The 19,858-nt window shown below is 45.2% G+C and carries 25 protein-coding genes; 21 read left to right on the top strand and 4 right to left on the bottom strand.

Annotated elements, in window-relative coordinates:
- Nucleotides 1–37 precede the first annotated feature (37 nt).
- Nucleotides 38–730: a DUF6198 family protein gene (locus tag Selli1_RS03815; protein ID WP_281872351.1), complete on the top strand. Its 693-nt coding sequence runs from the start codon at nucleotides 38–40 to the stop codon at nucleotides 728–730.
- 67 nt (nucleotides 731–797) lie between these two features.
- Here the strand turns inward: Selli1_RS03815 and Selli1_RS03810 are convergent, their stop codons facing one another.
- Nucleotides 798–1,031, bottom strand: a complete 234-nt coding sequence (locus Selli1_RS03810; RefSeq protein ID WP_087166559.1) for a YaaL family protein — start codon at nucleotides 1,029–1,031, stop codon at nucleotides 798–800.
- Nucleotides 1,032–1,135: 104 nt separating this feature from the next.
- Here Selli1_RS03810 and Selli1_RS03805 point away from each other — a divergent pair, with 104 nt between their 5' ends.
- The 11 genes from Selli1_RS03805 (at nucleotide 1,136) to Selli1_RS03755 (ending at nucleotide 9,961) form a co-directional block, all read left to right on the top strand.
- Nucleotides 1,136–1,345, top strand: coding sequence for a pro-sigmaK processing inhibitor BofA family protein (locus Selli1_RS03805; protein ID WP_087166560.1), 210 nt, complete (start codon nucleotides 1,136–1,138; stop codon nucleotides 1,343–1,345).
- 176 nt (nucleotides 1,346–1,521) lie between these two features.
- A complete protein-coding gene (locus Selli1_RS03800) occupies nucleotides 1,522–2,628 on the top strand; it encodes a P-loop NTPase family protein (RefSeq protein WP_242958839.1) in 1,107 nt (368 codons plus the stop codon).
- On the top strand, nucleotides 2,513–3,673 hold the full coding sequence (locus Selli1_RS03795; protein WP_242958858.1) for a TadA family conjugal transfer-associated ATPase: 1,161 nt from the start codon (nucleotides 2,513–2,515) through the stop codon (nucleotides 3,671–3,673). Before Selli1_RS03800 ends, Selli1_RS03795 begins: the two co-directional genes overlap by 116 nt.
- Nucleotides 3,618–4,388, top strand: coding sequence for a type II secretion system F family protein (locus tag Selli1_RS03790; RefSeq protein ID WP_281872350.1), 771 nt, complete (start codon nucleotides 3,618–3,620; stop codon nucleotides 4,386–4,388). The genes Selli1_RS03795 and Selli1_RS03790 overlap by 56 nt, the downstream gene beginning before the upstream one ends.
- A 4-nt stretch (nucleotides 4,389–4,392) precedes the next feature.
- On the top strand, nucleotides 4,393–5,718 hold the full coding sequence (locus tag Selli1_RS03785) for a type II secretion system F family protein (RefSeq protein WP_281872349.1): 1,326 nt from the start codon (nucleotides 4,393–4,395) through the stop codon (nucleotides 5,716–5,718).
- Between the two features lie 36 nt (nucleotides 5,719–5,754).
- Complete coding sequence (locus Selli1_RS03780; RefSeq protein ID WP_330616860.1) at nucleotides 5,755–5,955, top strand: Flp1 family type IVb pilin; 201 nt, start codon at nucleotides 5,755–5,757, stop codon at nucleotides 5,953–5,955.
- 4 nt (nucleotides 5,956–5,959) lie between these two features.
- Entirely contained in the window at nucleotides 5,960–7,360 is a 1,401-nt protein-coding gene (locus Selli1_RS03775) for a DUF5702 domain-containing protein (protein WP_204864339.1), read from the top strand.
- A 258-nt stretch (nucleotides 7,361–7,618) separates the two neighbouring features.
- The gene (locus tag Selli1_RS03770; protein WP_281872348.1) at nucleotides 7,619–8,344 is read left to right on the top strand and encodes a pilus assembly protein; all 726 of its coding nucleotides are present in this window, start codon (nucleotides 7,619–7,621) and stop codon (nucleotides 8,342–8,344) included.
- Complete coding sequence (locus tag Selli1_RS03765; protein WP_162610109.1) at nucleotides 8,332–8,760, top strand: prepilin peptidase; 429 nt, start codon at nucleotides 8,332–8,334, stop codon at nucleotides 8,758–8,760. The genes Selli1_RS03770 and Selli1_RS03765 overlap by 13 nt, the downstream gene beginning before the upstream one ends.
- Nucleotides 8,754–9,170 carry a TadE family protein gene (locus Selli1_RS03760; RefSeq protein ID WP_087166567.1) on the top strand — a complete coding sequence of 139 codons (417 nt, stop codon included), beginning with the start codon at nucleotides 8,754–8,756 and terminating at the stop codon, nucleotides 9,168–9,170. Before Selli1_RS03765 ends, Selli1_RS03760 begins: the two co-directional genes overlap by 7 nt.
- A complete protein-coding gene (locus tag Selli1_RS03755; RefSeq protein WP_242958855.1) occupies nucleotides 9,059–9,961 on the top strand; it encodes a DUF6382 domain-containing protein in 903 nt (300 codons plus the stop codon). Before Selli1_RS03760 ends, Selli1_RS03755 begins: the two co-directional genes overlap by 112 nt.
- Nucleotides 9,962–10,088: 127 nt before the next feature.
- On the opposite strand, the gene Selli1_RS03750 is transcribed toward Selli1_RS03755, so the two are convergent.
- Nucleotides 10,089–10,841, bottom strand: coding sequence for a sensor histidine kinase (locus Selli1_RS03750; protein ID WP_191433433.1), 753 nt, complete (start codon nucleotides 10,839–10,841; stop codon nucleotides 10,089–10,091).
- A 92-nt stretch (nucleotides 10,842–10,933) separates the two neighbouring features.
- Between Selli1_RS03750 and Selli1_RS03745 the strand changes: the two genes are divergently transcribed.
- Both Selli1_RS03745 and Selli1_RS03740 read left to right on the top strand, forming a co-directional pair.
- A complete protein-coding gene (locus Selli1_RS03745) occupies nucleotides 10,934–11,347 on the top strand; it encodes an HIT family protein (RefSeq protein ID WP_087166570.1) in 414 nt (137 codons plus the stop codon).
- Nucleotides 11,348–11,386: 39 nt separating this feature from the next.
- The gene (locus Selli1_RS03740) at nucleotides 11,387–11,923 is read left to right on the top strand and encodes an RNA polymerase sigma factor (RefSeq protein WP_281872347.1); all 537 of its coding nucleotides are present in this window, start codon (nucleotides 11,387–11,389) and stop codon (nucleotides 11,921–11,923) included.
- 60 nt (nucleotides 11,924–11,983) lie between these two features.
- Here the strand turns inward: Selli1_RS03740 and Selli1_RS03735 are convergent, their stop codons facing one another.
- Nucleotides 11,984–13,051, bottom strand: a complete 1,068-nt coding sequence (locus tag Selli1_RS03735) for an undecaprenyldiphospho-muramoylpentapeptide beta-N-acetylglucosaminyltransferase (protein WP_281872345.1) — start codon at nucleotides 13,049–13,051, stop codon at nucleotides 11,984–11,986.
- A gap of 284 nt (nucleotides 13,052–13,335) precedes the next feature.
- Here Selli1_RS03735 and Selli1_RS03730 point away from each other — a divergent pair, with 284 nt between their 5' ends.
- Both Selli1_RS03730 and Selli1_RS03725 read left to right on the top strand, forming a co-directional pair.
- Nucleotides 13,336–14,124: a DUF4367 domain-containing protein gene (locus Selli1_RS03730; protein ID WP_281872343.1), complete on the top strand. Its 789-nt coding sequence runs from the start codon at nucleotides 13,336–13,338 to the stop codon at nucleotides 14,122–14,124.
- A 55-nt stretch (nucleotides 14,125–14,179) separates the two neighbouring features.
- Nucleotides 14,180–14,620, top strand: a complete 441-nt coding sequence (locus Selli1_RS03725; RefSeq protein ID WP_281872341.1) for a DUF6147 family protein — start codon at nucleotides 14,180–14,182, stop codon at nucleotides 14,618–14,620.
- 392 nt (nucleotides 14,621–15,012) lie between these two features.
- On the opposite strand, the gene Selli1_RS03720 is transcribed toward Selli1_RS03725, so the two are convergent.
- Nucleotides 15,013–15,261, bottom strand: coding sequence for a TIGR03905 family TSCPD domain-containing protein (locus tag Selli1_RS03720; RefSeq protein ID WP_281872339.1), 249 nt, complete (start codon nucleotides 15,259–15,261; stop codon nucleotides 15,013–15,015).
- Between the two features lie 116 nt (nucleotides 15,262–15,377).
- On the opposite strand from Selli1_RS03720, the gene Selli1_RS03715 reads away from it, so the two are divergent.
- The 5 genes from Selli1_RS03715 (at nucleotide 15,378) to atpE (ending at nucleotide 19,841) form a co-directional block, all read left to right on the top strand.
- Complete coding sequence (locus tag Selli1_RS03715; protein ID WP_118637151.1) at nucleotides 15,378–16,076, top strand: 5'-methylthioadenosine/adenosylhomocysteine nucleosidase; 699 nt, start codon at nucleotides 15,378–15,380, stop codon at nucleotides 16,074–16,076.
- Between the two features lie 133 nt (nucleotides 16,077–16,209).
- Entirely contained in the window at nucleotides 16,210–17,049 is an 840-nt protein-coding gene (locus Selli1_RS03710) for a hypothetical protein (RefSeq protein WP_281872337.1), read from the top strand.
- 73 nt (nucleotides 17,050–17,122) lie between these two features.
- Nucleotides 17,123–18,472 carry a glucose-6-phosphate isomerase gene (locus Selli1_RS03705; RefSeq protein ID WP_281872335.1) on the top strand — a complete coding sequence of 450 codons (1,350 nt, stop codon included), beginning with the start codon at nucleotides 17,123–17,125 and terminating at the stop codon, nucleotides 18,470–18,472.
- 437 nt (nucleotides 18,473–18,909) lie between these two features.
- Nucleotides 18,910–19,572, top strand: a complete 663-nt coding sequence (locus Selli1_RS03700) for a F0F1 ATP synthase subunit A (RefSeq protein ID WP_087166578.1) — start codon at nucleotides 18,910–18,912, stop codon at nucleotides 19,570–19,572.
- A 44-nt stretch (nucleotides 19,573–19,616) separates the two neighbouring features.
- Nucleotides 19,617–19,841, top strand: a complete 225-nt coding sequence (gene atpE / locus Selli1_RS03695; protein ID WP_087166579.1) for an ATP synthase F0 subunit C — start codon at nucleotides 19,617–19,619, stop codon at nucleotides 19,839–19,841.
- Nucleotides 19,842–19,858: the final 17 nt, after the last annotated feature.

Genomic DNA, 19,858 nt, shown 5'->3' with positions numbered 1-19,858 from the left:
GAAAGTGCAAGGATATCTTATGAGGAGGAAAGAAAAAATGAGGGAGAAACAGATGGAAGCTGAGAAACCGGTGTGGAGAGGAGAAGCGGCACTTGTGGCGGCTGTTATTATGAATACGTTTGGAGTAGTACTGATGTTGTATTCCGGATCCGGAATATCTGCTATCTCCAGTGTGCCGTTTGCTTTTTCGGAGGTCTTTCCGCATCTTTCACTTGGGACATGGACCTATCTGTTTCAAGGGCTTCTGATACTGAGCCTTATGATTTTGAGGAAACGCTTTGTCCCGGAATATCTTTTCAGCTTTGTGGTGGGATTCGTGTTCGGAGAATTACTGGACGTTCATGAATTATGGATTCATATTCTGCCGGAGACAACCGGTTGGCGTGTCATCTATTTTGTTGTCAGTTATCTTCTGATCAGTTTCGGAATCGCGTTGTCAAACCGATGCCGTCTTCCGATTGTGCCGACGGACCTTTTCCCGCGGGAGATGGAGCAGATTACAGGAATCACGTATTCGAAAATAAAAATTTCTTTTGATGTTATCTGTCTGGCTGTGACTGCCGGAATGACAGGAATTTTTCTGGGACATCTGGATGGATTGGGAGCCGGAACGATTCTGGCGGCATTTACAATGGGGAAAAGTGTAGGGGTAATGGGCAGCTGGATGGACCGGCATGTGCGATTTACATCATTTTTGTCAGGAGAAAAGCTCTGCCGGTATGCAGGATGATAACCGGATGAATAGAAATAATTATGCGAAAAGGGACGTTGTTTTTGACGTCCCTTTTTCGATGGACCTATGTTAATGCAGGGGTTCGTTTGGCCTGCTTGATAAGAAAACTGTATCGTTTACGGGCGGCATTCCCCTGAAAAATATAGCTGTCAATCAAATCCGGATCAGAGGCGTTTTGAAAGAGATTGTCGGCAGCTTCGATCTCCTTCCTGACAAGTGCAATCTCCGTTATAAGATCAGAATAAGAACTTCTGAGATAAACATCGGCTTCATAATGGTGATTCGTGTTTGTTGGCATGATATCCCTTCCTTCCTAAAGTTATAGTTATAGTATGTACAAAAACAGGAATAAAATACCAGTTTGGAAGAATAGAATGTACTAAAAGAAACAGGGAGTATGAGATGAAAGAAAAGGGAATCGAGATCATCATCAACTTTATTGTCCGGGCTGTTCTTGGGGCGGCTGTTATCTTTTTTGTGAATCAGTTTCTGGATTCTCAGAAAATACCGGTTGCCGTAGGATTAAATCCGTTTACTGTTTTGACAGGCGGAATCCTTGGACTTCCTGGGGTTGCGCTCCTTTATGGCATTGTATGCTGGGAAATTTTGTGAGAGTTTCACAAAGATCAGGGAAATGAAAAAAACCGGTGGACAAAACTCTTAAACCGGTCTATAATGCATATCACAAAACAAAATTCTTTTGTTTTATCCGGATCACCCGGAGTCTTATTTGAAAAGCGTCGGGAAAGCGCTTATCTATATCAGAGCCGAATCGGCTGTAATGATTCATGAACAGACAAATGATTATATGCGGAGAAGAGGAGTTGTATGTACTGCGGCTTGCAGATATGATTGCCGACAGGGAAGAGCTGGATCTTCAGGTACAGGTCTGCACCTCTTTTGAGCAGGAAGAAAGACTGGAGGAGTTTCAGGAAGCAGAACTTCTGCTGATCGGGGATGAGATTCCCTACGAGAAGAGGCAGACAAGCAGAGCTGCCAGAAGATTTGTGCTGACAAGTCAGGAAGGAGCAGAGGTGGGGGAAGAGGAGGTCCCGGTCTACAAATACCAGTCCGTCCATAAGATTTTTGCCAGGATCATGGAAGTATGCCTGGATCACGACCGTGCAGGCCTGTTTCAGGTGCCGCGCAGAGATAATCAGCGTCTGATTGTCGTTTATTCTCCTATTCACAGAATCGGGAAAACACGTTTTGCGAGGGCGCTCGGATATGAGCTGTCCAGAGATGAAGAGACACTTTATATTAATATGCAGGAATATCCCGGATGGGGAATGCACAGGGAAGAAAAGAGCGCATCTCTGGCGGATCTTCTCTATTATTCCCGCCAGGAGCAGAATCATCTGGGGCTGCGTCTGACATCTATGGTGCAGGATCAGGAAGGACTTGCTGTTCTTGATCCGATACCGGTGAGCCGGGATTTGAAAGAGGTGGCATGGGAGGACTGGAATTCTCTGATTCTTCAGATCCTGAAGAAAGGTCCGTATCAAAATATGATCCTCGATCTCAGTGAAAGTGTCCAGGGCCTGTTTGAAATTCTGAAGATGTGTGATGAGTGGTACCTTCCCTATATCGAAGACGAGGACGAAGAGCGGAAACTGGAGCAGTTTTTTGACACACTGGAACTGATGGGATGCAGGAAGCTGCGACAGAAGGCGCGGATGACAGAGATGAAGGGGGAGCCGGAAATATGTGTAAAGAAGGCATTACAGTATGATAAGAACACTGCATATGGAAAAGCTGCAGGAGCAGGTCATGGCGAAGCTGGATCTGTCGAGAGAAATCGAAGATGGCGAACTGGTCGAATTGATTTATCAGGTGCTGGAAGAGTATACCAAAGACAAGTACATTCCGCTCCGGATGAAGATGGAATTTGGTAGAGATCTGTTTAATGCATTCAGAAAGCTGGATATTCTCCAGGAACTTCTGGAGGACGAGTCGATCACTGAGATCATGATTAATGGACTGGAAAATATTTTTGTGGAAAAGGGAGGAGAGATTTATCAGTATGAAAAAAGATTTGTATCCCGGAAAAAGCTGGAAGATATCGCGCAGCAGATTGCCTCCGGCTGCAACCGGACAGTCAATGAGGCGGAACCGATCGTGGACGCAAGGCTTCCGGACGGCTCCAGGGTCAACCTGGTGCTTCCACCGGTGGCGCTCAACGGTCCGATTATTACAATCCGGAAATTCCCGAAAGAAGGAATTACGATGAAACGGCTGATTGCCTGGGGAAGTATCTCCAAAGAAGCTGCGGAATTTCTGGAAAAGCTTGTAAAGGCAAAGTACAACATGTTTATCAGCGGCGGCACCGGTTCCGGAAAGACGACATTTCTCAATGCTCTCTCCCAGTTTATACCGGAGGACGAGAGGATTATTACTATCGAGGACAACGCGGAACTGAAATTACAGTCTCTGCCCAATCTCGTAAGGCTGGAAGCCCGGAATGCCAACATGGAAGGAGAAGGAGAAATTGATATCCGTGAGTTGATCCGGACGGCACTTCGGATGCGTCCGGACCGCGTGATTGTAGGTGAGGTGCGAAGCGCAGAGACGATCGATATGCTGCAGGCTATGAATACGGGGCATGACGGTTCCTTAAGTACCGGTCATGGAAACAGTCCAAAGGATATGATAGGAAGGCTGGAAACCATGGTGCTCATGGGGATGGAGATTCCGATCGAAGCGGTACAAAGACAGATAGCATCCGGGATTGATATTATCATCCATCTTGGAAGGATGCGGGACAAGACCCGGAAGGTCCTTGAGATTCTTGAAATTACTGGATATGAGGAAGGCAGAATACAGATGCATACACTGTATGAGTTTCAGGAGAAAGGAAGCAGCCACGGGAAAGTGAGGGGAAGTCTTGTTAAAAAAGAGGAATTACAGAAAAAAGAAAAACTGCTGGCGGCAGGATATTAGAAAGGGAGAATATCTGACAGGATGCCTTGGAGCCGTGGGAGCGGCCGGGCTGACAGCGCTTTTATTCTACCGGTCCACAGTGGCGGCACTGGTACTTCTGCTCCCGGTGGGAGGAACATTTCTGTATGTCTGGGAAAAGGAAAAATTAAGAAGAAAAGAAAGAGAATTTACAAGACAGTTTCTGGATGCGCTTCAGTCGGTGTCCGCCGCCTTAAATGTGGGATATTCTCTGGAAAATTCTCTGCTGGAAGCGGGAAAGGAAATGCGGATCATGTACCGGGAGCAGGACCGGATCTTAAAGGAATGGAATTATATGATCCGGCAGATGAAGATGAATATTGGAGTAGAGCGGATCCTGGAGGAGTTTTCCGAACGGATAGATCAGGAGGATGTCAGAAATTTTGTTACGGTCACTGCGACTGTAAAAAAGAGCGGGGGAAATATGGCAAGAGTGATCCGGCAGACAATTTCTCAGATTCAGGAGAAGGAGGAGCTGAATCAGGAAATCGAAACTGTAATCTCCGCCCAAAAGATGGAGTTTCTTGTCATGGCAGTAATTCCATTTGGAATGATCGCCTATATGATGCTCAGCTTTCCGGAATTTATGGAAGTTCTTTATCAGGGAGTCCCGGGCAGGGCGGTCATGACAGGATGTCTCGTTTTATATCTGGCAGCATTTGGAACCGGGTTTCGTATGATACAGATTGAGGTGTGAGAGGATGGACATAAAAGCAATAGCAGTGACCGGAGCAGCATATTTAATTTTGCTGGTCCTGCTTTGGAAAACAGGAAAAGGGAAGATAAGAAACAGGGAAAAAAGAAAGCGGATCAGAAAGGGAATCTGGTTTTTCTTTCTTGTCAACACAATCAGCGTGGCCGTTTTTATATGGACGGGACAGGACAGGCCGGTGAAAGACGGGAAGATTGGAAGAAATCAGAAAGGCGGCGGAAGCCGGAATGAAACGGTGTTTGCGACGGTCGAGGGAGTGGATGAAGATATCCCGATTCAGATCCGGGTGGATGAGCAGGGATATACGAAAGAGGAGGCAGAAAAAATCCTTATGGACGAGGCAGAGAAGCTGGAAAAGAGAATTCTGGGAGAGAATCAGGATCTGGAGCATGTTACGTCAGATTTGAATCTGTTGACTTCTCTTCCGGATTATCCGGTATCCGTTCAATGGACGCTGGACGATTATCAGTACATAAGTATAGACGGAAGTCTTAAGGAGGAAATCCCGAAAGAAGGAATCGGGGTTCAGCTGACAGCTGTTTTAAGCTTTGATCAGGGAGCGGATGAAGCAGTAGAGCGGACGAGGGATATAACAGTGACGCTGTATCCGCCGAAGCTTCGGAATCCGGATGAGATCGTAGAAGCTCTGGAGCAGATGGTGGATTCAGAGAACGAAATCAGCAGGGAGGACGAAGCGCTGTATCTTCCGGATGAAATTGCGGGAAGAAAGGTTTCCTGGGGATACCGGTCAACCGTCAACGGGTATCAGGTGATGGGAATGGGAGTGCTGGTCTTTGTGGCGGCCGCTGCATGGAGAAGGCAGAAGGTAAATGATGCGGCAAGAGCCAGAAAAGAGCAGCTTCTCAGAGATTATCCGGAGATTCTGGAACAGTTTTCCCTGCTGATTGGTGCAGGGATGACTGTGAAAGGAGCATGGTACAAGATTGTGGAAAACTATCAGGAAAGACGGGAGACCGGGGGAAAACGGCCGGCTTATGAGGAGATGATGCGGACATGTTTTGAAATGCAGGGAGGTGTACCGGAAGGAGAAGGATATGAGAATTTCGGAAAACGGTGTCAGATACAGGAATATATGCGACTTGGACTTCTTCTTTCCCAGAATCTGAGAAAAGGAACGAGAGGTATTACAGAACTGCTCAGTCTGGAAGCAGTTCATGCCTTTGAGGACCGGAAAGCGCGGGCAAAGAGAAAGGGCGAGGAGACGGGAACGAAACTTCTCGTGCCGATGATCATGATGCTGGCAGTGGTACTGGTCATTGTTATTGTACCGGCCTTCTGGAGCATGGGAATTTGAAGGAATCCAAAGACAGGAAACAAAGGAGGTTGCAAAATGTTGTGGTTACAGATGAATGCAAGACGAATTTGGAACAGGATAGAAGAATGTCTGAAAGATGAAAGTGGAATTGGAGTGGTGGAAATCATATTGATTCTCGTTGTACTGATCGGACTTGTCATTATCTTCAAGACCCAGCTGACAGAGCTCGTTCAGACGATTTTCAATAAAATTACAAGTGAAAGCGGAAAGATTTAGAAACATGATTCCGGCCGGAAAAAAGAAAGAAGATGCACAGCTGACAGTGATGATGAGCCTTTTGATCCTGATTCTGCTGACGTTTACAGCCGGGATTTTAGAGAGTGCGTCCATTCAGACATCAAAGAATATCAGGCGGGCGGACACGGAGCGGGCGGTGGAATCATTGTTTGCGGAGTATCAGAAGGAACTTCTGGAAGAGTATGATCTTTTCGGACTGGACGGTACGTACGAGACAGGAAATTATTCGGAAGAAAGAGTATTGAACCGTATAACCGTATATGGAGCGGTTGCAGGAGAGAGTCAGGTGGAAGCCGTCCGCTTTTTGAGTGACGGAGAAGGCCGGGAGTTCGCGGATCAGGTCTGCAGATATATGGAGAACAGGTTCGGAATCGATATTATCAAGGATCTGACCGGGAAAGAAGATGAGGCGAAAAAACAGGAAGAAGAGGCCGAAAAGTATCAGCAGCAGGAAGAGGAGACAGAAAAGAAGATGGATGAGATTCTGGCATCTCACGGGACATCGGAAGGCTCTTCCGAAGGAAGCGGGGAGGAGACGGAAAATCCGCTGGGGATTTTGCAGAAGCTGAAAAGGAAAGTACTGACGGAGATTGTTCTGCCGAAAGACCGGACCATTTCACAGAAAAGTGTGGAAGGAACTCCGGGAATTTCCGGGCGGGAGAGACGGGAAGGCAAGGGAGATGTACCTGCCACAGAAGAAACGGGAAACGAAAAGTTGTATTTTATTGCCTATATTCCAGAGCATTTTGGAAGCTATATCAGTCCGGGAGAAAATCGTCCGCTGGAATACGAACAGGAATACCTGATCGGCGGAAATACAGATGACATGGAAAATCTGCAGGAAGTACTGGATAAAATCCGAAATCTCCGAATGGCACCGAATTATTTCTATCTTCAGACAGACGAGACGAAGAAGACGGAAGCAAAAGTGCTGGCCGGTGTAGTAAGTACCCTGATGGGAAATCCGGAACTGACGGATGTAGTCTGCCAGATCATCCTGATGGCCTGGGCATACGGGGAGAGCGTGATGGATCTTCGGACACTGACTGCCGGGGGAAAGGTGCCGGCGGCCAAGAGTAAAGAGACATGGAAGCTGAGTCTCTCAGGCCTGCTAAAGCTTGGGACAAAAGAAGACTCCGGAGCTAGTGAAGCCGGAGAAAGCGGATTCGGGTACGATGACTACATGAAGATGCTGTTTCTTCTGGAATCCAAAGAAACGCTGCGGCTCCGGATGCTGGATCTGATTGAATGGAATATGAAGATGCGGCTGGACTGTCCGTTTTTTCAGGCCGATGCCTGTATTACAAAACTCAGGATTCAAAGTACATGCAGACTCAGAAGAGGAATTACGTACCAATTTTCGACATATTATGCATATCAATAACAAATCTGTGAAAACAGTTCTTATTTCATATCTGACAGATCAGTCTGATATACAGAAAGGAGGTAAAGCGAGGTGCCTTTTTGTGACAACTCAGGTGATTTAAACTACATACAAACCATGGTCAACGAATTTTCAGACCCTAAAATATATAGAAAGGAGACAGATTCTGATTCGCTTCATAGATGGAAGCAGCTTTCCCCACGAAATAAGAAGTGTACCTTAAAGGCACCTGTCTTTACCTCCTTTTCTGGAGGAAGTATGACTGTGGAAGCAGCCTTTGTGGTTCCTCTTTTCCTGTTTGCGGTACTGGCCTTTTTATACTTGTTTGAGGTGATGGCAGTACAGACAAATATCCGGGCGGGGATGCAGTATGCGGGCAGAAAATATGCGGAACAGGCTTATCTGAATCCATTTGTCAGTACAGAAGAACTGGAGGAGGATATCCGGGAGGAAGTCAGCACAGAACGGCTGGAGCGTAGCATGGTAAAAGGAGGTGCTTCCGGGATTGACTGCAGCAGTTCCTACGTGGATCTTATGAATCAGATTTTGTATCTGAACACATCGTATACGGTGGAGATCCCTGTTCCGGTATTTGGAATCTTCAATGTAGAAAAAGAAGAGAGCATCCGGATAAAAGGGTGGTGCGGCTATGAATCGTCTATCCCTGTCCAGGCGGAGCAGAAGATTGTGTATGTGACAGAAAACGGGGTAGTGTATCATCAGGACTACCACTGCTCCTATCTGGATCTGTCGATCCATATGGTTCCGTACTCCAGGCTGGAGGAATTGCGAAATGCGTCGGGCGGGAAGTATTATCCTTGTGAAAGATGCGGACAAAATGTGGCAGGAATGGGAGTATATGTCACGGACTACGGAAGTAAATATCACACGTCCATGTCCTGCAGCGGTCTGAAGCGAAAGATTTACGCGGTTCCGGTTTCGGAGACAGCAGGGAAAGGAGCGTGCTCAAAGTGTGGGAAATAAAAATCTGCAATGCCTTGTTTTTAATTTTTCAGGCAGTTTGTTCGGCATATGATATCCGCATCCGTGCGGTTCCGAGATGGCTTCTGCTTTGCGGAAGCGCGCTGGCAGCGCTGACACGGCTTATAGGAATCGGAAGCGGAACCTGGATTTATGTCTGGGGTGCTCTGGCCGGCAGTGCATTTCTGATCGTCAGCAAATGTACAGATGAAGCGCTCGGGTTTGCAGACAGCTGGATGATTTTTGTACTGGGTGTGTATATGGGAATCTGGAAACTGGCAGCCGCTTTGAGCATTGCCTTTTTTGCGGCAGGGATTTGGAGTCTGGGAAAAGTAGTACTGCAAAATGGCGGATATAAAGATACATTCCCGTTTCTCCCCTTTTTGACAGCCGGATATTTGGGAGTGATCGGATGGTAGAAGAAAAATGGAGTGGCAGTTTTACTGTGGAAGCAGCAGTTCTCGTCTCGGCGGTTCTGCTTTTGACTTATGGGGTCATCATGGCGGTTTTCTACTACCATGATAAAAATATTTTAACAGGAACCGCTTATGAGACCGCGGTGATTGCGGGAAGAAAGCAGAAAAAAGAACCGCCTTTTCAGAAAGAAGAAATACAACAATTATGGAAAGAAAGAATTTCCGGAAAGATGATTCTTTTTCGGAAAGCAGAGGTAGAAGTAGAATGTCAGAAGGAGTATGTGTGGATTTCAGCTCAAGCATCGAGGAAAAGAATGAAGATTACAGTCGAAGCAAAAGTAGCACTTGTCGAGCCGGAGAGAAAGATCCGGGATATGAGGAAACTAAAAAAGGCAGCAGAAACAGGAACCTGAAAATCGGATACCGGAGAGACCTGAATACATCCTATTTTATTGTCGAATCAGACAGATTTTATCAATCGGACTATCAGCTGAAAATGCTGGCAAATAATGAAATCTGCGGACTTCTGCAGGTGAAAGGGCGTGGAGTAAACGGAAGAAGCCGGTATGAGTATGAAATCCAGGGAAAACATTCACTGGAATTTCTGACGCAGAAAGGACCGGTTACCTACGAAATGATTATAGCGATTATCGAAGATCTGCTGGCGGTTATGGAAGAAATGAGAGACTATCTGTTAAGCCCGAATCAGTTGCTGCTGGACCCGAGAAGTATTTTCTGTGAGAAAGGCCGGTATTATTTTTGCTATTATCCGGCCAATGAACAGGGAATCGCGGAAAGTTTTCATGAACTGACAGAATTTTTTGTCAGAGAGACCGATTATCAGGATCGTTCCGGGATTTATATTTCCTATGCCCTCCATAAAATGACGCTCGCGGAAAATTATCAGATCTGCCAGGTGATTGAGGAAATTTTAAATAATCAGGAAGAAGAATACGAGGATCAAGAAGCGGAAGAGGAAGATTATGAAGAAGATCTTTATGAATATGGAGATGAATATGAAGATGATGAAGAAGAGGAGCAATATGATGACTGGGGACTGGAGGAGAAACCGGTCGGGGATGTAATAAAGGAGAAAATAGGAGGCTGGGGGTTTGTGAAACGTCTATTCGGACGTGGCATGGAAGCACCTCAGGATGATATATTGAGAGAGCAACGGAATGTTGACTGCAGAAAAAAGTATTGAAAGAGCCGGCAGGTTGCGCTAGACTTAATGTATATAACAAAAAACTGCCGACAACAGGTATGTGTTACGGGAATAAGAGAGTCGGTATACGGGACATGGATCAATGCCATGTCCCGTATCGGCACAATCACTTTGGATCTCCGGAAAGCCCGGGATGTACCGGGAGAGTGATCTCAAAAGTCGTTCCAAATCCGGGGCGGGAATCCACGGATACTGTTCCATGATGTGCGAGAATGATATTCTGAACGACAGGAAGCCCCAGACCGGTTCCGGAAGATTTGGAAGTGAAAAACGGTGTAAAGATTTCCTTCAGCTGTTCTTCGGATATGCCGCAGCCGGTATCCTGAATCCGGATATGGATCTGGCTGTCATGGAACCAGGCTTTCAGATTGACGGACCCGGAACCGTGGATTGATTCCACGGCGTTTTTTAAAAGATTTAAAAGTGCCTGACGGAGTTTGACAGGATCTCCGGTGATGACAGGAAGATCTTCCAGCAGGGAAGTAAATTCAATCTCCGTATTGGCGCAGGACGCGGCGAAGGAGAGGACCAGTTTTTCCATAAAGCTCCGGAACGAAAAAGTTTCCGGATGAAGAGAGCTGCTGTTGTTAAACAGTGAAAACTCTTCCAGAAGATGCATCATGTATTCCAGATCCTGGCAAAGGGAGTCCCAGTACTCGAAGGAGCGGACCTCGGGATGCCGGGATTCGATCAGCTGCAGCGTGCCGGAAAGAAGAGTCAGGGGATTGCGGATTTCGTGGCAGATTTTGTGACGTTCCATATCCTGAGAATGGAGCAGTTTCTGAAACAGAGCAGACGCTTCAGCATCCTGATTTACATAGGATTGAAGACGCTGCATCTCATCGGATGTAAAAGACATAGGAATTTCCCACCTTTCTAAACAGTTCGATGCTTTCTAGTTTAGCACTGGTGGAGGCAATATTCAAATATCAATGTAAAGGAGTATGAGATATGAGAGACGATAATTGTATTTTCTGTAAACTTGCAAACGGAGATATTCCGACTGCGACGCTTTATGAAGATGAAGATTTCCGCGTGATTTTAGATGCAAGTCCGGCATCGAAAGGACATGCCCTGATTCTTCCGAAACAGCACTATGCAGACCTTTATGAGCTGGATGATGAGATTGCTGCAAAAGCACTTGTGCTTGCTAAAAAGATGGTGAAAAAGCTTACGCCGATTCTTGGATGCGATGGTTATAATATCGTACAGAACAATAAAGAGGCGGCAGGACAGACCGTATTCCATTTCCACATGCACCTGATTCCAAGATACAAAGGAGATAAAGTAGGTCTTGGCTGGAAAATGGGACAGCTTGATGAGGAACAGAAGAATGAGATACTTTCCAGAATCAGCGAAGAGTAAAACAGGGAATAACAAGAGGGTAAGGCGTAAGAAGCTCATATGGATGAAATACTATTTAATGATATCTATGATAAATATGTAAATATTGTCTGGAGAACAGCAAAGTATTACTCGGAAAATGAGACGGATGCCGATGAGATTACCCAACTCACTTTTGTGAATTTACTGATCAGTTATGAAAAGATCAGAAACAAGAACGCGATTGAGTCATGGCTTCGCACAACCGCTTATCGTCTGGCCTGCAGCCAGATGAGAAGGCGGAAACTGGAGATGCTGTTGGATGATGAGGGATTGGTGGCACAGATGGGCGAGGAAGTACCAGGTCCGGATGAGCTGATTTTCATGCGGAAACGCCGCAGAAAAGAAACAGAATTGACGAGTACGATGCTGGAAGAGCTGTATCAGCACAATCCAAGATGGTATGATGCAGTTGTCCGCGCGTTTGTGCTGGAAATTCCACAGAAAGAAATCGCAGAAGAGATGGGTATCCGTCTGGAGGCATTCCAGTCAATGCTGTTCAGAGCAAAGAAGTGGATGAAAACAAAATATGAGGCAGATTACAGAGAAATGAAATAATATAAAAAAACAGGTGCCGATTCGACACCTATTTTTTGATTTCAGAGTTTTTATGGAACACTATTTTTGCGAAGCCCGGACAATGAGATCAATAATTGTCTCGATCGAATTCTGCATGCCGGAATCGCTCATTGCCTTTGTATATGTATCACGATCCTGATACAGGCGGTGGACAGTATCCAGAAGAATTTCGTCTGTAAGTGATTCTTCTTCCAGGACAATGCTGAATCCCTGACGCTCAAAGGAACGGGCATTGAGGATCTGATCTCCGCGGCTGGCGTTTGCAGGAAGCGGGATCAGGATATTTGGTTTACGCAGAGCCAGAAGCTCACAGATTGCATTGGCACCGGCACGGGAAATGACAATGTCGGCCAGCGCAAAAAGATCTTTCAGTTCTTTTTGAATGTATTCAAACTGTGCATAATCTTCCACCCGGGTCAAAGACTCATCCAGCTTTCCTTTTCCACAGAGATGGATCACCTGAAAGCTTTCCAGAAGTTTTGGAAGAATGTTCCGCACAGCCTGATTAACTGCAGCAGCGCCGAGGCTTCCGCCGATCACGAGAATAACAGGCTTTTGGGAAGTGAAATGGCAGAATTTCCTTGCTGCCTCCTTATCGCCTGTAAGCAGTTCCTGCCGGATCGGTGAGCCTGTGAGCACCGCTTTGTCTGCCGGAAGATTCTTTAATGTCTCCGGGAAATTGCAGCAGATCTTTGTCGCCGACGGCATGGAAAGCTTGTTGGCGAGACCAGGCGTGATGTCTGACTCATGAATGATAGTCGGGACATGATTCCGCTTGCCGGCCATGACAACCGGTACACTGACAAAACCGCCCTTGGAAAAGATCACATCCGGCTTCAATGTCTTGATTAACTTATTTGCCTCATAAAATCCTTTTAATACACGGAACGGATCCGTAAAATTTTTCATGCTGAAATAACGGCGCAGCTTGCCGGAAGAAATCCCGTGGTATGGAATATGAAAAGGTTCGATCAGATCTTTTTCAATTCCATTATAAGACCCGATATAGTGAATGTCATATTGAAGTTCTTTCAGGCGGGGAAGAAGGGCGATGTTTGGTGTAACATGCCCGGCAGTACCGCCGCCGGTTAAAATGATACGTTTCATGGCATGCCTCCGAAAATGCTTTTATGATTATTTATATTAAACAGAATTGAAATAAAGGTCAAGTCGGAGGAAAGAAAACGCAAAAAAAGGGGGACGAAATGAAAAAAGAAGATGAACTCATGAAAGAGTTCCTGCAGGAAGAGCTGGAGAAAGAGTCAGCACGGATAAAAGAAGAAGTAGAGCAGGATCCACCTCTGACAGAATCAGGGCCGGATCCGGAACTAAAAAATAAAATATGGAAACAGGCAGAAGAAATCCGGCGGCAGAGAAAAGCATATGAAAATTTGTCAGAAGCAGATAAGGAGGCCCTGCGCCTCGGAAAAGAACTGCAGCTCCGCCGGGAAGAGAAGGCGCGGGAAGAATTCTCCGAAGAACTCGCCCCGGAGTCACTGGAACTGGCGGTAGGCGCAGAAGAAAGGCAGCCTGAAAGTCACTCCGAAATACAAACGGCACAGGGAAGCCAGACCCCAAAAGTACGCGTGAGAAAACGAAGGAAAAAGACGATCGTTGCCCTGGCCGTGGCACTTATCGCAGTGCTTGGGGTAGGGATAACGAGTTTTGGTGATGGGGGGGTTGTGATCGAGACAGTGGACAGAATACTGGGAGGGAGAAAAACAACAAATATTAACTCTGAAAGCGATGATACAGATGTTACTCAGCAGGAAGAAATCACAGAAGAAAAAGTGTTTCAAAAAATTAAAAATGAATTTGGGTTTGATGCAGTTAGATTAGTTTATAGGCCAATCGATATGGAAATGGTAGATTATACTTTAGAGCCAGAATTTTTAGCGGCTACAATTTACTATCAGTATGGGGAAAATATATTTACTTATAATATCGCTCCTGTTTATCAAAACTTTTCATTTGGCTATGATATTGAAGACACAATTATAGATGAATATATTAAAACAGTGGAAGATACAGAAATTCATGTAACAGAATATCTGATAGAAGCATCAAATCAGCAGGAATTTTCGGCAGAATTTGAATATAAGGACATTACTTATATCTTAACCGGGATCATTGAAAAAGACGAATTTGAAAAAATTTTGGAAAATCTCCACTTTTTTTGAAAAAAAGCGAAAGATTTTGGAAGTTCGTGCGTCTATATAGTAGAGGAGCAAAAATATGAAAAGAAAAAAGTTGTTGTCAAAGGCAGCGGCAATGATGACAGCGGTACTGCTTGTATTCGGAGTATCCGGCCAGATGGTAAGCGCAGCTGAGGAGAGCGCTGAGCAGATTGGGTACATTATGGTACAGCCAAGAGGAGTCTACCTTCAGAGTGGTTATTCTAAGATCACTAAACCTGGTGACGGAAAAATTACAGCAGGAGGAAGTACTACTGCACAGAAAGTTGTCTCAGAAGTTAGTATTGATGTGTTTGTAGAGCGTAAGGTAAATGGATCATGGAAACATTATACTTCGTGGACATCTACTAAAAATAATGCTATTGCAATCACGTCTTACAAGACGTTGACAGTGCCGAAAGGTTATTATTACCGTGTCAGAAGCGTACATTACGCAAACTCAGATGTGAGCAGCTCAGCAACGGGCGGTCTTTACATCTAACAGGAAGAAGAAAATTGAATATGGAATGATTTGTTTACAGGCAGAAAAGATTAAATGGTCATCGGGAGAGTTATTGAGGTTACTGCTCCATACAAAAAAATGAAAAAAGGAAGCCCTACGGCTTTACTATCTTTTAGTCCTTACATTGAGAAAACCCAAACTACTGCCCGAAAGGGCAGGAAACACCAATGGAGCAGTAGCCCCAATAGCTCTTCCGTGTCATTTCTTAACCGGCTTTCTTCGGTTAGTGCTTATGATATAGGGAACCATGCGTTTCCTATATCATAGATCTTTTCGAAAATGAACAGTAATGTTTCTATGTAGGCAAAAGAAAAGATTCCGCATGACGGGAGTGTATCCCGAACAGCGGAATCTTTTTTTGCCCTTATTTATTATTTATTAGCTAGTCCGGCCTGAAGTGCGTGAGCAAGCTGATCCGGGCAGGAGGTGCTTTTAAAGCCGCATTTAATGCCCGAGAGGCGGCGGATCGCTTCGTTCGCTTCCATGCCTTCAACAAGGCTTGCGATTCCCTGCAGATTGCCGTTGCAGCCGCCGGTGAAAACAACGTTGTGAATACGATGCTGATCGTCAAGATCAAATTCAATTTCTTTTGAACATACGCCAGTTGGCCTGTACTTCATATTGATTCCTCCGTTTCTGTTTCCCTTCCGAAAAAGAATTATAACAAAGAAAGAAAAAATATGCTAGGTATACATACAAAAATTTGTTATACTGTGAGGAAAAGGAGGTCGAAAGCATGATTGGAATTATCGGAGCAATGGAAGATGAAGTTGCAGAATTAAAGAAAAGCATGGAAATAGAAGAGGTTGTTTCGGCGGCGTCTCTTTCTTTTTGCAGAGGAAAACTTTCGGGGAAAGAAGTTGTCGTAGTAAGGAGCGGGATTGGCAAGGTCAATGCCGCAGTGTGTGCGCAGATTCTTGTGGACCGGTTTGGAGTGGATGTGATTATCAATACAGGAATCGCGGGATCTCTGGATGCAGCGATTGATATCGGAGATATTGTGATTTCAACAGACGCAGTAGAGCATGACATGGATGCAAGCACATTTGGAGATCCGGTGGGTCAGATCCCGCAGATGGATACTTTCTCGTTTCCGGCAGATGAAAAGCTGGTGAAACTGGCAAAAGAGGTCAATGAAAAGGCGAATCCGGATATCCGTACATGGACAGGAAGGATTGTAAGCGGAGACCAGTTTGTTTCTTCAAGTGAGAAGAAAGAGCAGCTGATCAGTCTTTTTGACGCAAAATGCACGGAGATGGAGGGGGCTGCGATCGCGCATACGGCTTACCTTAACAAAATTTCGTGCGTCATCATTCGGGCAATTTCGGATAAAGCTGACAACAGTGCATCGGTAGACTATCCGGCCTTTGAAGCGGCGGCAATCCGCCATAGTGTAAGGCTGATTGAGGCGCTGGTGCCGGAAATCAAGAAATAATAGAGCGAAAAAACGTCAAAAACCGCCCGGTTTTGCAGGGCGGCATAAAAAATATGTAGAACGGTTACAGAGCCTTTTTCCGTAGTTTTCAGTTATACTTGGGATAAACAAAAAAATGGAGGAGGCTCTTTTTATGTTGGAAGCAGTATGGAAACATGGGGTGTTATTTTACGCAGTCGGAGTGATGTGTATACTGGGAATCTTCAGCAAGATCATTGTAAGTCTGACACTCAGGCGACTGGTGCGGGAGGCGGGAAGGATGGGAAAAAGCCTGCACCCGCTGATGAAGCTTGTCCGGGCCAAATTTGAACATGCATGCATGGTGAGTGATAAGGTGCAGAATATCCGGGCGTTTGTGGATAAATATATGTATGAATACAAAGTACTGTGGATAAAACTGCACAGCTGGCGGCAGATGGAAAAAGCGGCGGCATGGGGCTGCCTGGTATTTGGAGCGGCAGGGGCAGCGGCAGCATACACCCAGGATGCACCTTTGGAAAATGTGGGGCAGTATGCGGCAGCCGGTATTGCGGGAGCGCTGCTTTTGTTTGCGCTCAGGATGGTCACAGATGAAAGCTACCAGCTGGAAGCGGCAAAAAACTATATGATAGAGTTCCTGGAAAATACATATGCACGTAAATATGAAAAGATAACCCGGATGGAGGAAACAGAGGAAAATTTCCGGACGGAAGAGGAAGAAAGCGTGATGGAAGAAGAAAAGTCAGAAGAAAATGCTGTTGTGTTTTCTGCAAAAGAAGAGGAAGAGAAAGTGCCATTAGAGGAAAATCTGATGGAATTTGCTCCGGAGGAAACGGAAGTCGGGGAGGAAGGCAAAGGCGAGGAAATAGAGGCGGAGCTTGTTACTTTGATGAAGGAAGAGCAGGAGAAAGCGAAAGAGGAGGAGGAACGGAAAGAAAAGCGGCGGCAGGATGAGGAAATGATACGCCAGATCCTTGCCGAGTTTTTAACTTGATTAATAGAATGCCTTTTGCTAAAATATACCTAGTAATTTATACCTATATATAATGATAGAAAGGATGGGTAAAGTGATGGCAAAGGTAACATTTGACTATTCAAAAGCAGATCTGTTTATCAAGGAACATGAAATGGAGTCTATGAAAGACATTGCACTGGCGGCGAAGGACAAGCTGCTTGCGCGCACAGGAGCAGGAAATGACTTCCTTGGATGGATCGACCTTCCGGTAGATTATGATAAAGAAGAGTTTGACAGAATTTTGAAAGCGGCTGAGAAGATCAAAGGAGATTCCGATGTGCTTCTTGTAATCGGAATCGGCGGTTCCTATCTGGGAGCAAGAGCTGCGATCGAATTTTTAAGACATAGTTTCTATAATAATATTTCCAAAGAGGCACGTAAGACGCCTGAGATCTACTTTGTAGGAAACAGCATCAGCAGCACCTATCTTCATGATCTGATTGAAGTGATCGGAGACAGAGATTTTTCTGTAAATATTATTTCTAAATCCGGTACGACTACTGAGCCGGCGATCGCGTTCCGCATTTTCAAAGAGATGCTGGAAAAGAAATACGGAAAAGAGGAAGCAGCAAAGCGTATCTACGCTACGACAGACAAGGCAAGAGGAGCACTGAAAAATCTTGCTACAGAAGAAGGATATGAGTCCTTTGTAGTTCCGGATGATGTGGGAGGACGTTTCTCTGTTCTGACAGCGGTAGGACTTCTGCCGATCGCAGCAAGCGGAGCTGACATTACAAAGCTTATGGAAGGAGCAGCATCCGGAAGAAAGGCAGCACTGGAGCTTCCATTTGAGGAAAACGATGCACTTCAGTATGCAGCAGTTAGAAATATTCTTCACGCAAAAGGAAAAGCAGTGGAAGTACTTGCAAACTATGAGCCAAGTCTCCACTATATATCCGAGTGGTGGAAACAGCTCTATGGAGAAAGCGAAGGAAAAGACCAGAAAGGTATCTTCCCGGCGTCTGTGGATCTGACAACAGATCTTCACTCCATGGGACAGTTCATCCAGGACGGAAGCCGCATCATGTACGAGACTGTACTGAATGTAGAGAAATCCAGAGAAGAAGTGATCATCGGAGAAGAACCGGTTGATCTTGACGGCCTGAACTACCTTGCAGGAAAGACCGTTGACTTTGTAAACAAGAGCGCAATGAACGGAACAGTACTTGCTCACACAGACGGTAATGTACCGAACCTGATGGTAAATATTCCGGAGCAGAATGAATTCTACCTTGGAGAACTGTTCTACTTCTTTGAATTTGCCTGCGGCGTCAGCGGATATATTCTTGGCGTAAATCCATTTAATCAGCCGGGCGTAGAGGCATACAAGAAAAATATGTTTGCCCTTCTCGGAAAACCGGGATACGAAAAAGAACGCGAAGAACTGATGAAGAGATTATAAGAATTAAAGACAGCCAGAACGGAGATGGAGTAAAAGCCTTCCGTTCTGGCTTTTCTTATTGGATTTTTCGTAACAGCTGTACCATTGGAATATTCATGTCAGGGACTCCGGCGATTTGTAAAATATATCACTCCTTATGCTTATGCAGATGGTGCCAACGTCATTCCGGCTGGGGAATTGGAACCGGAACCGGTTTTCTGGCATGATCTACGCTTTGATCGGACTTTTTGCGGCATATTGGAGATATATGAGAAAAGATATCTGCTAAATAGCAGTAAAAATTAACAAAAACCATAGTAAAAATATACAAAAAACTAACTTTTTATTATGGATTATTGTTGGATCGGATATTGACTTTTCAAATATGGAGGAGTAAAGTAAGCACGATATGAAAAAGAAAAGGAGGGAGCAAAACGGGTAGTTTATCAGAGAAATTAATGGAAGAACTGAACTGTAAAATTATGTTCACGATACCGGTCGGAGATGGGCTTCCGATCTATGAATCCGTCGTTGTGACATGGATTGTTATGGCGGTTCTTGTATTACTTTCTATTATTTTGGTGCGGAACTTAAAAGTGGAAAATCCGGGGAAAAAGCAGCTTGCTCTTGAGGCCGGATATTTATTTTTCCGCAATTTCTTTTATAATCTGCTGGGAGAGCACGGAGCACGCTATATTCCTTACATGATTACGATTGTCCTTTATATCGGACTTGCCAATATCATGGGGGTATTCGGGTTCGTCCCGCCGACAAAGGATATGGGCGTGACGATTGCGCTGGCGCTTATGAGTATCATCCTGATCGAATATTCCGGGATTCACCAGAAAGGGACAAAGGGGTGGCTGAAAAGTTTTGCTGAGCCGATTCCCATTATGCTTCCAATCAATATACTGGAGATTGGTATCCGGCCGCTTTCGCTTTGTATGCGGCTTTTCGGAAATGTATTAGGATCTTATGTGGTCATGAAGCTGGTCGAGATTATCTGTCCGATTTTGCTTCCGGTACCATTTAATCTGTATTTTGATTTTTTTGACGGATTCATTCAGGCATATGTATTTGTATTTTTAACATCCCTGTTTATCAGCGAAGCAGTTGAATAGGCAGACAGGGAACTGAGAAGAGAGAACAAGGAGGAAACAAAACGATGTCATCTTTAATTGCAATTGGAGCAGCAGTAGCAGTGTTTACAGGTATTGGTGCAGGTATCGGTATCGGCCTTGCAACAGGAAAGGCAGCTGAGTCTATCGCAAGACAGCCGGAGGCAGAGAGCAAAATCAGAAGTACACTTCTTTTAGGATGTGCGCTTGCCGAGGCAACAGCGATCTACGGTTTCGTAATCGGTCTGTTAATCATCATCTTATTAGGATAAGAGAAAGGCAGGTAGAG

It is taken from the genome of Sellimonas catena, assembly GCF_027924685.1.
Lineage (GTDB): Bacteria > Bacillota > Clostridia > Lachnospirales > Lachnospiraceae > Sellimonas > Sellimonas catena.
The sequence above is the reverse complement of the archived record's forward strand: the minus strand, read 5'-3'. Positions and strand labels throughout refer to the sequence as shown.

Coding starts and splice junctions, on each gene's coding strand:
- Selli1_RS03815 (WP_281872351.1), top strand. CDS start 38: ATGAGGGAGAAACAGATGGAAGCTGAGAAACCGGTGTGGAGAGGAGAA.
- Selli1_RS03810 (WP_087166559.1), bottom strand. CDS start 1,031: ATGCCAACAAACACGAATCACCATTATGAAGCCGATGTTTATCTCAGA.
- Selli1_RS03805 (WP_087166560.1), top strand. CDS start 1,136: ATGAAAGAAAAGGGAATCGAGATCATCATCAACTTTATTGTCCGGGCT.
- Selli1_RS03800 (WP_242958839.1), top strand. CDS start 1,522: ATGAACAGACAAATGATTATATGCGGAGAAGAGGAGTTGTATGTACTG.
- Selli1_RS03785 (WP_281872349.1), top strand. CDS start 4,393: ATGGACATAAAAGCAATAGCAGTGACCGGAGCAGCATATTTAATTTTG.
- Selli1_RS03780 (WP_330616860.1), top strand. CDS start 5,755: ATGTTGTGGTTACAGATGAATGCAAGACGAATTTGGAACAGGATAGAA.
- Selli1_RS03775 (WP_204864339.1), top strand. CDS start 5,960: ATGATTCCGGCCGGAAAAAAGAAAGAAGATGCACAGCTGACAGTGATG.
- Selli1_RS03770 (WP_281872348.1), top strand. CDS start 7,619: ATGACTGTGGAAGCAGCCTTTGTGGTTCCTCTTTTCCTGTTTGCGGTA.
- Selli1_RS03760 (WP_087166567.1), top strand. CDS start 8,754: ATGGTAGAAGAAAAATGGAGTGGCAGTTTTACTGTGGAAGCAGCAGTT.
- Selli1_RS03750 (WP_191433433.1), bottom strand. CDS start 10,841: ATGTCTTTTACATCCGATGAGATGCAGCGTCTTCAATCCTATGTAAAT.
- Selli1_RS03745 (WP_087166570.1), top strand. CDS start 10,934: ATGAGAGACGATAATTGTATTTTCTGTAAACTTGCAAACGGAGATATT.
- Selli1_RS03740 (WP_281872347.1), top strand. CDS start 11,387: ATGGATGAAATACTATTTAATGATATCTATGATAAATATGTAAATATT.
- Selli1_RS03735 (WP_281872345.1), bottom strand. CDS start 13,051: ATGAAACGTATCATTTTAACCGGCGGCGGTACTGCCGGGCATGTTACA.
- Selli1_RS03725 (WP_281872341.1), top strand. CDS start 14,180: ATGAAAAGAAAAAAGTTGTTGTCAAAGGCAGCGGCAATGATGACAGCG.
- Selli1_RS03720 (WP_281872339.1), bottom strand. CDS start 15,261: ATGAAGTACAGGCCAACTGGCGTATGTTCAAAAGAAATTGAATTTGAT.
- Selli1_RS03715 (WP_118637151.1), top strand. CDS start 15,378: ATGATTGGAATTATCGGAGCAATGGAAGATGAAGTTGCAGAATTAAAG.
- Selli1_RS03710 (WP_281872337.1), top strand. CDS start 16,210: ATGTTGGAAGCAGTATGGAAACATGGGGTGTTATTTTACGCAGTCGGA.
- Selli1_RS03700 (WP_087166578.1), top strand. CDS start 18,910: ATGGAAGAACTGAACTGTAAAATTATGTTCACGATACCGGTCGGAGAT.
- atpE (WP_087166579.1), top strand. CDS start 19,617: ATGTCATCTTTAATTGCAATTGGAGCAGCAGTAGCAGTGTTTACAGGT.